Genomic DNA, 14,684 nt, shown 5'->3' with positions numbered 1-14,684 from the left:
GCAAAAGTTTATTATTTGCGCCGCGCGTCACGTTTCTCAAATTCCTCTATTTTATTTATCGCCCTCATTTTGATGGCGCGAACAAAGGCTTAAGCCAAAATATTGAACGATCAATAAAAAGCAACTATGTTTAAAGCCGTGCCTTTTATTTGAATGGACTCTTATGTCAGTATTTAAATCCTTATTGTTCTTATATAGCTGCTTACTTTCTAGTTGGGCGTTTGCTGAAAAACTCACTTTGCAAGATTTCTTGGCCGACCCTGGACTAATTGCTGCAAAAATTTCTCCAGATGGCAAGAATGTGGCCGGCGTATGGAATGAGGGCGACAAGCGCCTAGTTATGATTTATGACTTAGACGATAAAAAAATTATATCGAAGTTTGGCGATAATATTATTCGCCCCTTTGATGTGAGCTGGGCAAATAATGAACGTATATTAGTAAAACTGTTGGTGCCTTATGCAACGTCTAAAGTTCGCCATGAATCTGAGAATGAAGACGACTTCAATATTAATGACTATTTTATGTTTGGGCGCATTGTGGCGACTGATCTTAAAGGTGAAGGGCTCGTCGAGTTAATGAATGATGAACGTTCAGCGCGTCGCTCTGTGAATTTGGCGCGCATTCCTCACTATCTTCCAAACGACGAAAAACATATCTTAATGACTTCGTTCAGAAATGAGCGTCTTGCACTTTTTAAAGTAAATGTGGATAGCGGAGAATCTGATGCTGTGGTGACCGGTGGTAGATTCACCGTTGCATTCATTAACGACGAAGATGGCAAAGTGCTATTTAGATACGACTATAAACGTATCGCTCGGATGATTGAAATTTTTGAGTTTACTGAGGACCGTGATTGGGTGCTCATTGATGAAATTTACTTTGACGAAGATGACGAAAGTAAAAATAAGATTGATATCAGAGATTTGGTAGGCACCAAAGAAGGTAAGCTTGTCTATCGGAAAATGAATGAAAAAAGCGGTTTTCACGAGCTTATTACAGTGGAAAATGGCGATAAAAAGGTTCTAGTCAGTTTACCAAATATCGATATTGTTGGCGTGATCACGCAAGGGCTTAACAATGAGGTGATTGGCTATACGGTGCTCACCGATATTTACCGCTCAAAATATTTCGATACCGATACTCAAGCCAAATACGATTCTGCTGCAAAGTATTTTGAAAATGAAAACTTTCGTTTTGTGAACTGGGGAAAAGACAAAGCACGTGCGGTGGTATTGTCATGGGGAATGGATAACCCATCTACATTCTTCACTTTTGATTTGAAAGAAGATCAAATGAGTACCTTAAGCTATCCCTTTGCCACGCTACCAAAAAGTAAACTTGCTCAGGGTTTTAAAGTTCAGTACAAAGCTCGCGATAATATGTTGATTACCGCTTATGTGATGATCCCCCCAGAGTTTGACGGCACCAAAAGCATGCCTTTGATTGTATTGCCTCACGGTGGACCTCAGCATCGCGACTTTATGGGCTACGATGACTTAGCACAGTTTATTGCAACCCGTGGCTATGTGGTCATCAAGCCCAACTTTCGAGGCTCTACTGGCTATGGCAAAGCCTTTGAAGAGGCTGGTTATAAGGAGTGGGGCGGTAAGATGCAAGAAGACCTCGAAGATGCGGTAAAATTTCTGATCGCTGAACAGATTGCCGATAAAGACAGGGTTTGCATTGTCGGTGCTTCATACGGTGGTTATGCTGCACTGATGGGCGCGGTTAAAACACCTGATATGTTTCAATGCGTTGTCAGTATTAGTGGGGTGACTCATTTGCCTGAACAGGTTGATTATGATCTCGATAAGTTTGAATCAGACACTCTCATCACGTTTATCAAAGACAGTATTGGTGATCCCGAAAAAGATATAGATATGTTAAAAGCTCGCTCACCAGCACTGCATGCGAAGAATATTAACGTTCCGGTTTTGCTCATACACGGTGATGAAGATGAAGTCGTACCCTTTGAACAATCTGAATTAATGTTTGACGCATTAGAAGACATCAATAAGTCTGTAAGAATGATAACGCTAAAAGATACCGGTCATAATGCTTTGTATTACGAGCAAGACATCGAAGATGTATATACAGAAATCGAAGCGTTTTTATTGAAGCATTTACCCGTTAACAAACAAAGCGCGGAGTAATAAGTCTTATTTTTTGAGCAATAAAAAAGGCGCAGCTTTAAAAGTGCGCCTTTAGTATTTTTCAGCGGTCTTACTTCTTGCTAAGCGCACCAAAACGTTTCTTGAACTTGTCTACACGACCACCGGTGTCAACATTACGTTGCTTACCTGTGTAAAATGGGTGACAAGATGAACACACGTCAAGGTTGATGTCTTTGTTCATTGTAGAGCGAATTTTCATTACGTTTCCACACGAGCAAGTTGCTGTGATCTCATTATACTGAGGATGAATACCGTCTTTCATTGGGATACCTATTGTCAGGCCGCCTCGCTATACAACCCGTAGTCGCACACCAAGCGTGTTAAGTTAAATAACAAAACGAAGCAGATTAAGCACTCGCAATGTTGTAAATTTTGAGCGCGGAGTTTATATGAATATACTAAGCCGATCAAGCGATATTAATTGCGATAGACCTAAAAAAGCTTAGGTCAGTGTACCGTGTTTGTTTTACAATTTATGCTATTGTAATGCGTCAATCGCGATTCAGGTTTAATCAGGTTATAACGTGACAAATCCGAGTTTTAAAATTGTGCGGGTGGCGGTGGCGGTCCCGCTCAGACGCTCTTTCGATTATTTGGTATCAGATATCGACACTTTGGATAAGTCTTGGGTGGGTTGCCGCGTGCTTGTGCCTTTTGCTCGGCGTAAACAAGTCGCCATTGTACTCTCGGTGCATACGAGCTCCGATGTACCGGAGTCGAAACTAAAATGTATAGATGAGCGTATTGATCAACTGCCGGTTATCGATAGCAAAATGCGTGTCTTGGGGCATTGGATTTCGGAGTATTATTTGCACCCTATTGGTGAGGTGTTTGCCACGATGCTGCCGGCAGCGTTGCGCAAAGGTATTTCGAGTGATGTGCCTGCCACCGAATATTTGATCCGAAATTTTGATGACCTGAGTGCCTTGCAAAATGAGTTAAAGCAGGCAAAAAAACAGCTGGCTCTTTGCGCGCATTTAGCGAGCGGCGAGATCACTAGAGCGCAGGCAAAAAAAGAGTTTTCAGTAGCAGTTATTAATGAGCTCATTAAAAAGCAACTGATCAGCTCAGTTGTCAAAGCATATTGCCCAAACACCACATGGCCTGCGCAATTAGTCGTCTCTGATAATCACCCCGCCAATATTGAACAAAGCATTGCCATATCAGCGATAAACCAACAGCATAGCTTTGCTACCTTTTTGCTTGAAGGTGTGACCGGAAGCGGTAAAACTGAAGTGTATTTGCAAGTAATAGAACCAGTGCTGCAAGCGGGTAAACAAGTACTGATATTGGTGCCAGAAATTGGCCTAACACCGCAAACCGTTGAGAGGTTTGAAAAACGCTTTGGGCAAGTCGTCGGCGTAATGCACTCTGCACTTAACGACACCCAACGTTTGCGGGTATGGCAGCAGGCTAAAGACAACGAAATTGGCATTGTGATTGGTACGCGCTCTTCGATTTTTGTGCCGTTAGCAGCGCCTGGTATGATCATTGTAGACGAAGAGCATGATGAATCATTTAAACAACACGACAGCCTTAAGTACCACGCACGCGACATTGCAGTGTATCGGGCGAAGCAGCTAGATGTTCCGCTTATCATGGGTAGCGCCACACCCTCGCTAGAAACGTTGTACAATGCCTTAAGCAAAAAGTATCACCACTTGCAGCTGACTCAGCGCGCAGCTAACGCTACGATGCCTTCGCAGCTTATGCTCGACATTAAAGCGCAAACCCTTGAACACGGCATCGCATCAGGCTTGATCGAAAAAATGCGTGCCCAGCTTGAGCAGGGCAATCAGGTGCTGATTTTTGTGCATCGCCGAGGTTATTCACCGGCCTTGCTGTGTCACCAGTGCGGCCATGTTGAAACCTGCACCGATTGTGATAATCCGTTTACTTTGCACAAGGTGAGCAATAACATGCAGTGCCATCGCTGCGGCCAGCATCAAAGCGTGCCTAGAAAGTGCCGCCAGTGTGGCAATTCATCATTAGACACTTTTGGCTTGGGCACTGAGCAAATCGAACAAGGTTTGCAGGCAATGTTTAAAGACTATTCGTGCGTGCGCATCGACAGTGACTCCACGCGAGGAAAAGGTAAGCTAACTGAATTACTTGGTGAAATTAATAGCCAGCAGCATCAAATTCTTATCGGAACGCAGATTTTATCGAAAGGCCATCATTTTCCAAATGTAACCTTGGCCATTATCCTCAATGTAGATGGGTCTTTATTCAGTGCTGATTTTCGTGCCCCTGAAAAGCTCGGACAGTTGATCACGCAGTTAAGTGGCCGAGCCGGGCGTGCAAATAAGCCGGGCGAAGTGTGGTTACAGACTCATCAACCCCAACATCCCCTCTTGCAAGACTTGGTGCAAAATGGTTTTGCTGATTACGCCCGCAGTTTGCTGCTAGAGCGAAAGCAGGCTCAGCTACCACCTTATGAGCACCAAATTTTGCTGCGCGCCGAATCGCCTCATATTGGCTTAATTCAGAGCTTTTTAGCCTATGCGCATTCTACTCTCGACCAATTTTCTCGCTTAAAGTTGATTGGGCCCTTACCCTGCACTATTGAAAAGAAGCAAGGAAGATTCCGTATGATGTTAGTGGTGCAGTCATCTTCTAGACAATATCTACATGGCGCCTTAGGCAATGCTTTAGAGGCTATCGAGGCGCACGAGAATAGCAGTAAGGTCAGATGGAGTATCGATGTCGCGCCGCTCGATTTTACTTAACAAGCCCTCACTTTAGGTGGCAAGCCCTACAAATATTGAAATTTAATGAGCATCGTAATCCAAACTTCCTTATACTCGAATGCTGACGTTTGAATGAAAAAAACAAGGCGACAAAGGCAATATATGGCACAAACCGACTACGTGTCGCGTGGACAAAAACGCAACAAAAAAGCACCTAAAAAAGCGCCAACCCCATGGCTGAAAATTATCCTTGCGATTACTGCTGTATTAATATTTGCGTATGCGCTGTACTTGTTGCAGAAAACGCCTGCAGATTCCCCAGTTATAGAAGAACAAAGTATATCTCAACCGGCTGAGCAAAGTGCTGATGTTGAGGTTGCAAACTCGTTAATGGATAAAGACCCATTACCTGTTTTAGGTGAAGAAGAATGGGCGTTTATTGATGCCTTACCAGAGTACTCGGTGGAAATAGACATCCCCGATACCGAAGACTCAGACCGCCAATATATAATGCAGTGTGGTTCGTTCAGAACTACTGAACGGGCGCAGGAACTCCGAGCGCAACTGGCCCTGCAAGGTTTAGAAGCGCAAATGCTGCAAAGTGATGGTCAAAATGGTCGTTGGTACCGTGTGGTATTAGGGCCGTACGACAGAAAACGAATGGCAGAGCGAGACCGCCATCAAGCAAGACGTGGCAATATTAACAACTGCAAAATCTATTAAGTACACCTATACCTAGAGGATGCAAGGGCCATGGCCGCTAAGCGTTTTTTGAATGTTTTACGTTGACGCAACTTATTAGCATTGGGCGGTCGCATATTGCCCTTGAATTTCCCCCCTATATCCCCCACTTACTTTTCAGGCCCGCGCTAATGCGCATGAGATTTCAGGAGTAGTAAATAGATGACCACGATTGTTTCTGTTCGTCGTAACAACCAGGTAGTGGTGGCTGGCGATGGCCAAGTATCACAAGGTAATACGGTAATGAAAGGCAATGCACGAAAAGTGCGTCGCTTGTATCACAATAAAGTATTAGCAGGTTTTGCGGGCAGCACCGCCGACGCATTCGCATTGTTTGAACGCTTTGAAAGTAAATTAGAAATGCATCAAGGGCATTTAACCAAAGCAGCAGTCGAGTTGGCAAAAGATTGGCGCACCGATCGTTCTTTACGGCGTTTAGAAGCGGTATTAGTTGTGGCAGATAAAGATGCTTCGCTGATGATTATTGGCAACGGTGATGTGGTGCAAACCGACAATGACTTAGTCACGACCGGTTCGGGTGGTTCATTTGCAAATGCGGCGGCCACGGCCCTATTAGAAAACACAGATTTAAGCGCACAAGAAATCGCTCAGAAAAGTTTAACAATTGCTGGCGATATCTGCGTATTTACCAACGCGCATCAAACCGTTGAGACTCTCGAATACTAAATACACGCGTTTTATGACGCAAGCATACCCAATTAAGCAGGAAATATTATGTCGGAAATGACACCCAGAGAAATTGTCCACGCTTTGGACAAGCACATTATTGGTCAAGCAGATGCAAAACGAGCGGTGTCTATTGCTTTACGTAATCGCTGGCGCAGAATGCAGCTAAATGACGAGCTCAGACAAGAAGTTACGCCTAAAAACATCTTGATGATTGGCCCCACCGGCGTCGGAAAGACTGAGATTGCTAGGCGTCTTGCAAAGCTTGCCAATGCGCCGTTCATTAAAGTAGAAGCAACCAAATTCACCGAAGTCGGATACGTCGGTAAAGAAGTCGAAATGATTATTCGCGACTTGGCTGACATCGCGGTTAAAATGACCAAAGAACAAGCTGCCACGAAGGTCAAATTTAGGGCCGAAGAAGCCGCAGAAGAGCGCATTTTAGACATATTAATCCCGCCACCTGAAAACAATTTTGGTACCAAAGAGCCGGTGGAAGACCGCGGTACAAGGCAAGCCTTTCGTAAAAAACTTCGTGAAGGTCAACTCGACGATAAGGAAATTGATATTAACGTTGCCTTACCCCAGGTAGGCGTAGAAATTATGGCCCCTCCGGGCATGGAAGAAATGACCAATCAGCTTCAGGGTATGTTTCAAAGTTTGTCTGGCGATAAAAAGAAGAAGAAAAAACTCAAGATTAAAGATGCGTTCAAAATTTTAGTGGAAGAGGAATCGGGCAAGCTGATTAATCAAGAAGACTTGAAAGAGCAGGCAATAGAAGCACTAGAACAAAATGGTATTGTGTTTATAGATGAAATAGACAAAATCTGTAAGCGAGAAGGTGTTGGCGGCGCGGATGTTAGTCGCGAAGGTGTGCAGCGCGACCTGCTGCCGCTCGTTGAGGGCTGCACGGTATCGACGAAGCACGGTATGGTAAAAACCGACCATATCTTGTTCATTACCTCTGGTGCCTTCCAAATGTCTAAACCTTCAGACTTGATACCAGAGTTGCAGGGCCGTTTGCCTATTAGAGTTGAGTTACAGCCCTTAACCGTGGGAGACTTTGTCAGGATACTCACAGAGCCTAGCGCTTCGCTTACAGAGCAATATCGAGCGCTTATGAAAACGGAGGGTGTCAGTATCGATTTTACCGAGTCGGGAATTCGTAAAATTGCGGAGGCCGCATGGCAGGTAAATGAAAAAACTGAAAATATCGGGGCTCGACGCTTGTATACGGTTATGGAACGCCTAATGGAGGACATTTCGTTTGATGCCTCAGATAAGAGCGGTGAGTCTTTTAGTATTGATGAAGCTTATGTTGATGCGCATCTCGAAGCACTCGTTGACAATGAAGATTTAAGTCGCTTTATTCTGTAATCTTTTTTGCCATGTGCAACTTTAAGATAGGTTAACGAGCTTGTTTACGTTAGCCTATTTTTATATAGCCATAAATATTGTGGCGTATCGAATAGGGGTAAAGCATGGATAATAGTGTTTATAGAATTCAGGCGATACTAGCTTGCACTATTTTGGTTTGTGCATGTTCAATGCTAAGCGTTAGCGCACAAAGCCCTGCGATCTACTCACCCTTTTCAATGCCTGTGGTTATTCCCTCCTTACTTGCCAGTATTTTAGATTTACCCCACTTCGTCACTGCATTTTTGGGAGCAGTACCAATTAGCGCCGTATTTTTTGTTTGTATGCTGAAAGGCAGCGCTAAAGACTTAACTATTTCCAATCTGGGCGTGATCGTTGTGACCATCACTGCTTTTTTAGCTGTGATGTTCAATGCTTTCGGTTTTCAACACGGTCTCGAGCATCAAGGAATGGTGCATACTTTTGCAATTACTGCACTGAATTTAGGTTTTATAATGGCCTTACCCATTATGTTTTGGCGTTATCGCAAACAGCCAACGCTATTCACTTATTTAGGGTTTTATTCGGTATTTTTCATATGGTTTGGTTTTAGCGCGCTTCCTTGGTTCGGTGAACTTCTCTAAACCATCGATTTAACCGCTGATCTGAACTACTTCAGCTTATGTTTGCCTCATATTTATCGACACTATGCATTTGCACGTAGAGCTATTTTATTGCGAGTGATAAACTAGACACTAAAGAAGGAACAGAGATTTACACATCCTTGTGTAGCTTTGCTTCCATTGCATAGTAGATATGTTAATTGGTTTTTTAGCGATTTATTACTGTTCTGAAGAATAGTTTTAAAAAGGGGCATTTTATTTTTCTGGTAAGACTGAATTGGCTAATGGCTATGTTGTTAGTGTTGATGCTAGCGCTTATGCCGCGAGCGAGCGTTGCCCAAGCCAAAATCGAAATTACCGGCATTAACAACGGCGATTTAGAAAAAAACGTGCGCCTGTTGCTCTCAGAGGTCGAAACCCCGCTAGGCCGAATCAATGAGGATAAATATAAACTTACCCTAGTCTCACAAATCCAAAAAGCCTTGCAGGCGTTTGGTTACTATGACGCTGCGGTGGTGATCAACAATTTACGCTTTGTCAAAGTTGACCCCGCAGACGTGGCCTCAAAAAACCAAGTGGTATTTGCAGTGAAAGTCACTTTAGGCGCTGTGGCAATAGTGGAGCGTGTTGTGATGATTAACGATGTTGCTCAAACCGACCAAACCGCGCTTCCAAGCCAGCTAAGTATGGTGATAGAGCAGGTAAAGCAGCTAAGCGGCAAGCCCATTGACCATGCGCGTTACGAAAACCTCAAAAACCGGCTAAAAACCTTCGCTCTTTTGTATGGATATTTTGATTTTAGCTTTCCGCTTCACAAGCTTATTGTGCAGCCTGGGAGCGGCTCACAAAATGCACCTTCAGAGCAGGCGTTAACGAGCAATATTCCAAGTAAAGTCATTATCCACTGGATTTTTTACCTGGGTCAGCGCTATCAATTTGGTGAACTTCAGTTCTTAGAAGAAACCCGCGGCCAAGACATTGCTCGTAATGTAAAACCGTTTAAAGAGGGTGAGTATTTTGACCAAAGTAAACTGGGTGATTTCTCTATTGATATGCAAAGTACCGATTATTTTAATAGCGCAATTGCTCGTGCGAATGCAAAAAATGCCGAAAATTTCAAAGTACCCATCGAGATAATTTTGACGCCAAAACCCAAAGACACCTTCGAGTTTGGCGTGGGAGTATCCACCGATACAGGTCCAAGATTTACGGTAGACTGGTCGCGCCCATGGGTTAATTCAAGCGGACATTCAATTGATGCCCGCTTATATCTATCTCGGCCCCGAAAGTCGGCTGAGTTGAACTATCGTATTCCTATGGCAAATCCTTTAAATGATTTTTTTAACATTCAGGGTAGTTACCGACAGGTTGATGAAAACCAAACACTGAGTGATACCATAAGTCTCGCGGTGCAGCGCCAATGGGGAGCGGTGGAAGACGAAGAGTGGGATAAAATCGCCTTTCTTAAATTTGAACAAGAATCGTTTGTTCAGGGTTTAGCTCCTAAGGAGACAACCAGGCTATTGCTACCCGGTTTCACTTATACCCGTACGCGCAAACGCGGAGATATTTTTGTTACATGGGGAGACTTGCAACAAATTACGGTAGAGGGTGGAAGTAAATCACTCTTATCTGATATTGATTTTTTTAAAGTGACGGCGCGAACTAAATGGATAAGAGAACTGGGTGAGCACCGCTTTATTTTAAGAGCAGATGCTGGCGCAATTTCTACTAGTGACTTTACTAGAGTACCGTCCTCGCAACGATTTTTTGCGGGCGGCGATCAAAGTATTCGAGGCTTTGGCCTAAACGAAGTGTCGGATTTTGATGTTGTGTTAGAAGATAATGAAGAGACAACCATACTACTTGGCGGAAAATATTTGGCAGTGGCGAGCGTTGAATATGCTTATCCGGTCGCTGAAAAATTCAGAGCGGCTACTTTCTTTGATGTAGGCAACGCCAGCGAAGATCCATTATCAAACCTGACCTATGGATATGGAATTGGTATGCACTGGCTGTCACCGATAGGTACGGTGAGAATTTACGCAGCAAGAGGCGTCAGTGATTTTGACAAAACCTTTAGGATTCACCTCGTGATTGGACCGGGCTTGTAATATGAGCATGCGTAAATTTACTCAATACCTCGCCCTAGCATTCTTAACGCTTTGTTTGTTATCTGTTTTGTTGGTCCTAGCCGCAGGCAGTAATTACGGACTGCGGGCAGCTGCGTATTTTGCCAATCAAGTCGATGGCGTCAGTATAGAAGGGATAAAAGGCAGCTTATATTCAAAGGTCTTTATTAATAGCATTCAACTGAATATCGATGAAGGAGTCAACATTAATGCGGGCGACGCTGAAATTGATATTAAGCTCAGTTGTGCCCTTGATCTTGCCGCATGTTTAAGCCATCTCCGTGTGAACAAACTGGATGTTACCTTGCCAGTGGCGAAGGTTGACCAGCTTGAACAAAGCGCTACACAATACATTACATTGCCGATACCGGTTGACATCAAAAATATATCAATCAACCAGTTTACCCTTTCTCAAACGCTTGCAGATGGTTCAGATAAAAAGGCGCATAAGCTGTTAGCAATTGTTAAGCTAAATGTTAAGGAGATATCAGTTTTTGAGCGCGTGAATATCGGCCAGCTTTTGGTTGATGATATACGGCTTTTTGCTAAGCAAACTGCTCAAGTTACAGCACCTGCACAAGCTCTCGCTGAGGGGCCCGCTTTTTCCTTAGAGATGCTTCAAGATATGCTCAAAACCGCGCCGAGCATCGCATTGCCTGAAGTATTTATTCCGGTAAACATGCGTCTAAGGCAAGCGGCGGTGAACAGATTGTGTTGGCAGGTTGACGTTCAGCCGGACCCTAAAAATTGCATGGCACTGAAAAGCGCCGCTGTTGATATACAAAATCAGAGTGTCGATGCAAGGTTGCAACTAGAAGCTGAGGCCTTGTTAGGGTCAAACGGCATCCTTGCCAAGCAACTGCACCTGCAGGCGAAGTTGAATATAGCGAATAATTGGGCCCACAATGTGCGCGCCAGTTTGGTTCAGCAACAAAATACTAATAAACAGGCGGAACTCGTTTTTACTGCACTGGGCAATGCAAGCAGCACAGACTTTGAAGCCATGGTTGTCAGAGAAAATGTTAGGAGTCCCTTGCTCAAGGCTAGTTTACAAGGTGACTGGGCTGCGTCTGAGTTTCCAATTGTATTTGCGGGCAATATTGAGGAGCTTTCACCCTTAAAGCTTTTTTTAGAGGCTGATTTTAATATTGACCTTAGCCGTGCTTCATTCAGTATTGACGGAGATTGGCAGTCCTACCGCATATCTGTTCAAACCGAGCTGATTAGCTCGGTATCTGCGGAAACAGGGCTGTCGAGTTTATCTTTATTGGCAATCATCTCACCGGCTAAACAAAGTATGGCCATCGAAAAGTTTGTAACAGACGGTCAGCTTGGCAAGGTCTCTCTTTCTGGGAACACTGGACTAGAAACATTAAAAGCCAGTCCCAATCCTCTGGCGATTATGTCTGACTTAAAACTGAGTTTGAATGCCTTAAATTTGGGTATTTTCAATCCTGACTTAGCATCAAACATTAATGGTCAACTCTCTTTGACACACGAATTTACCGAAAAGTGGATGCGTGGAGAGCTTATCTGTAAAAACCTCAAGGGCAGTTTTGCGGGTTTTCCGCTGTCGGCCAAGTGTGATGTCAGTATCTCAAAAAATGGTGTTATACATATCAAGCAATTGGCCTTTGACCAAGCCGACAGCAAGCTCAATGCCAGCGGTAAATTTACGCTTCCACATACACAATACCTGCGCTTAAATACTGAAGATATGTTGGCAACTATGGGCCAGCTTAGCTTTAGCGCTGACGTTCCCGATGCCAGTCAGTTTGATAAAGACCTGGCAGGTGCAATTGAGCTAGAGGGCAGCATGAGCGGCAGTTTGAGCGCGCCGAAGATTGCTTTGGTATCGAGTGTTACCGCTTTATTATACGATAATATTGGTTTAGAACAGGCCAATATCGATTTAACTATAGACGCAAACAACAATTATTCAGTTGCTTTAGAAATCAATATTGCGGAACTTGCGATTGATACCTTTGTAGTCAACTCATCTAATATTAGAGCAAGCGGTAATCAAGACGAACACAGAGTCAGCTTAAATGTGCAAACAAAAGATTTTTCAGCGAGTAATACTTTTACCGGAGGCCTAAGGTTAAATGAGCAGGTCACTCGCTGGCGGGGCAGATGGCTAGCGGGTGAAATACGGTTACCGTTTTCGACATTGACTATCGACAATGCAGCCGCGATTGTTGCCAACGTCACCGCCAAATCTTACAGTTTGGGCGACCACTGCTGGATCGCAGAAAATGCCAAAGACAGTATTTGTTTTAGCGATCTAAATTTCGCGGATGATATCGGCACTGGCTTACTTGATATTGCCTATGATATCGCCAGCATTCCTCGCCATTACACTCCAGAGATGGTCTTGCCAGATACTTCTTTACCCTTAAAAGGCAATGTCACTGTTCATTATTCAAAAGCAAAGGGTCTCAACCTAAAAGCATATAACAATATTATTGGCGGTGTTTTAGAAACAACTAGGCATACCCTTGATTTAACCGCGATCATCGCTAATTTTACGGTAGAAAACGAAACACTTAGCACAGTTGTTCACGCGGGAAGTGAGAGAACCGGTATCGTTGGTTTACGTTCACAACTTGATTTGAGGCCAGAGCAACGTAATCATGTCGGACGGCTGGTCATTGATAATTTTGATCTTAACTTATTTCAGCGCTTTATTCCGAGCACGCAGAGCATACTGGGCATGGTCAATGCTGACATAGGCTTTGATGGACCATTAATCGAGCCTGTCTTAAACGGCCAGTTAACGGTCAGTTCAGGAGAGCTCATCCTCGATGCTTACACTTATCCGCTGAGCGATTTCAATCATACGATGATTTTTGCCGGGCAGATGGCATCAATGCAGGGCAGCTTTCAGCTAGGCAAAGGAACAGGCACATATAATGCCGATGTTACCTTCGCCGCTCCCTTTAGCATAAGTGGCTCGCTAAGTGGCAAAGATATGCAATTTGCTTTTAGTAACAGTAAAGCGCAAATATCACCCGATTTAACGTTTAAGATATCGCCAAGCGATTTAATGTTAAAAGGGGTGGTAGCGATCCCAAGCGCACAAATCAAAGTTGAGGAGCTACCTGAAAATGCCAGAATGCCTTCGTCAGATACCATAATTATTGGTCAAAAAACTCCTGAGCCCGTTGTTCCCTTAGCCATGGATATTGATTTAAACATTCAAATAGATAAAGCGAAAAGGGGCTTTGTAACAGTCGATGCGCTCGACCTGGAAGCGACATTATCAGGAGATTTAAGCTTTAATCTTGAACAAAAACGCAGTACTACAGATGATTCTTTTCAGCCCATGCGTACGACCCTAAACGGACAAGTAAATGTATTAGATGGCAGCTATGAGGCCTACGGTCAAATGCTCGTGATCAGAGCTGGGAAGATATTCTTTAATGGCGAGCCAAGTTTGCCGCAATTTGATATTCGGGCAATCCGCAATCCCCTCAATACTGAGGGCGACGTGATTGCTGGCTTGCACGTTACGGGCAACCCTGTAGTCCCAAGAGTTGAGCTATTTTCTGAACCGCCGATGACGCAAGCGAAACAACTTTCATATCTACTGCAAGGTAGAGACCTCAGTACCAGAGGGGCGAATGCCGGTTCGAGTACCGAAACAGCGTTGATTAACGCGCTAGTGAGTTTTGGGGTAGGACGCAGTGAAAACAGATTAGGACAATTAGGGGATGCCTTAGGCTTTGATTCGCTAAATATGCAAACCGCCGGCGCTGGCGACAACTCTCAGGTGCAAATAACCGGTCGAATCGCTGAGGACATTCAAATTACCTATGGTATTGGTGTGTTAGACCAAGCCAGTGAAGTGATATTGAAATATCAAATTATGCCGCAGTTATTTATTGAGGCAAAAAGTGGTGCCTCCAGTGCGGTAGATTTGTTTTATCAGATTTCACGAGGACAGGCAGACTAGCGCGCATTTTACGCTGTTTAGCAAAAAGCACTTTACCAGCGAAAATGCGCCTAGCCTTAAATTACTATCCGAAAAACTAAGGGTCAAGCAGCTTGTCCCATCATATCTTGATAGTAAATTGCCATTAGCGAATAGCGGTTTCTTATCTCAAGTTTGCGATAGATATTGTGGCAGTGAAACTTGACGGTACGCTCGCTGATAAATAGCTGATTAGCAATTACCTTGTTAGGCAAGCCCTCCAAGATTTTCTCGGCGATTTGCTTTTCACGGTTTGACAATACTTCTCTATGTTTTAAAAATGACATAAATATCTCCTTTATTTGT

General features: G+C 43.9%; 10 protein-coding genes. 8 read left to right on the top strand and 2 right to left on the bottom strand.

From position 1 onward, the window contains the following. Positions 1-163 precede the first annotated feature (163 nt). Positions 164-2,155, top strand: coding sequence for an alpha/beta hydrolase family protein (locus AB9H30_RS16035; RefSeq protein WP_371195725.1), 1,992 nt, complete (start codon positions 164-166; stop codon positions 2,153-2,155). 70 nt (positions 2,156-2,225) lie between these two features. Here the strand turns inward: AB9H30_RS16035 and rpmE are convergent, their stop codons facing one another. Next, on the bottom strand, positions 2,226-2,438 hold the full coding sequence (rpmE, locus tag AB9H30_RS16030; protein WP_371195724.1) for a 50S ribosomal protein L31: 213 nt from the start codon (positions 2,436-2,438) through the stop codon (positions 2,226-2,228). 262 nt (positions 2,439-2,700) lie between these two features. Between rpmE and priA the strand changes: the two genes are divergently transcribed. The 7 genes from priA (at position 2,701) to AB9H30_RS15995 (ending at position 14,360) form a co-directional block, all read left to right on the top strand. Further along, positions 2,701-4,905, top strand: a complete 2,205-nt coding sequence (priA, locus tag AB9H30_RS16025; protein WP_371195723.1) for a primosomal protein N' — start codon at positions 2,701-2,703, stop codon at positions 4,903-4,905. A 123-nt stretch (positions 4,906-5,028) separates the two neighbouring features. Next, on the top strand, positions 5,029-5,589 hold the full coding sequence (locus AB9H30_RS16020; RefSeq protein WP_371195722.1) for an SPOR domain-containing protein: 561 nt from the start codon (positions 5,029-5,031) through the stop codon (positions 5,587-5,589). A 180-nt stretch (positions 5,590-5,769) separates the two neighbouring features. After that, a complete protein-coding gene (gene hslV / locus AB9H30_RS16015; RefSeq protein ID WP_371195721.1) occupies positions 5,770-6,294 on the top strand; it encodes an ATP-dependent protease subunit HslV in 525 nt (174 codons plus the stop codon). 48 nt (positions 6,295-6,342) lie between these two features. Further along, on the top strand, positions 6,343-7,671 hold the full coding sequence (hslU, locus tag AB9H30_RS16010; protein WP_371195720.1) for an HslU--HslV peptidase ATPase subunit: 1,329 nt from the start codon (positions 6,343-6,345) through the stop codon (positions 7,669-7,671). Positions 7,672-7,775: 104 nt separating this feature from the next. Further along, on the top strand, positions 7,776-8,294 hold the full coding sequence (locus AB9H30_RS16005) for a hypothetical protein (RefSeq protein ID WP_371195719.1): 519 nt from the start codon (positions 7,776-7,778) through the stop codon (positions 8,292-8,294). Between the two features lie 263 nt (positions 8,295-8,557). Continuing rightward, positions 8,558-10,387 carry an autotransporter assembly complex family protein gene (locus AB9H30_RS16000; protein ID WP_371195718.1) on the top strand — a complete coding sequence of 610 codons (1,830 nt, stop codon included), beginning with the start codon at positions 8,558-8,560 and terminating at the stop codon, positions 10,385-10,387. A 1-nt stretch (position 10,388) separates the two neighbouring features. Beyond that, a complete protein-coding gene (locus AB9H30_RS15995; protein ID WP_371195717.1) occupies positions 10,389-14,360 on the top strand; it encodes a translocation/assembly module TamB domain-containing protein in 3,972 nt (1,323 codons plus the stop codon). 83 nt (positions 14,361-14,443) lie between these two features. On the opposite strand, the gene AB9H30_RS15990 is transcribed toward AB9H30_RS15995, so the two are convergent. Continuing rightward, a complete protein-coding gene (locus AB9H30_RS15990) occupies positions 14,444-14,665 on the bottom strand; it encodes a LuxR C-terminal-related transcriptional regulator (RefSeq protein WP_371195716.1) in 222 nt (73 codons plus the stop codon). Between the last annotated feature and the right edge of the window lie 19 nt (positions 14,666-14,684).

The organism is Glaciecola sp. SC05 (assembly GCF_041380235.1).
In the GTDB taxonomy this organism is placed as follows: Bacteria; Pseudomonadota; Gammaproteobacteria; order Enterobacterales; family Alteromonadaceae; genus Glaciecola.
This window is presented reverse-complemented; position numbering and strand designations above follow the sequence as displayed.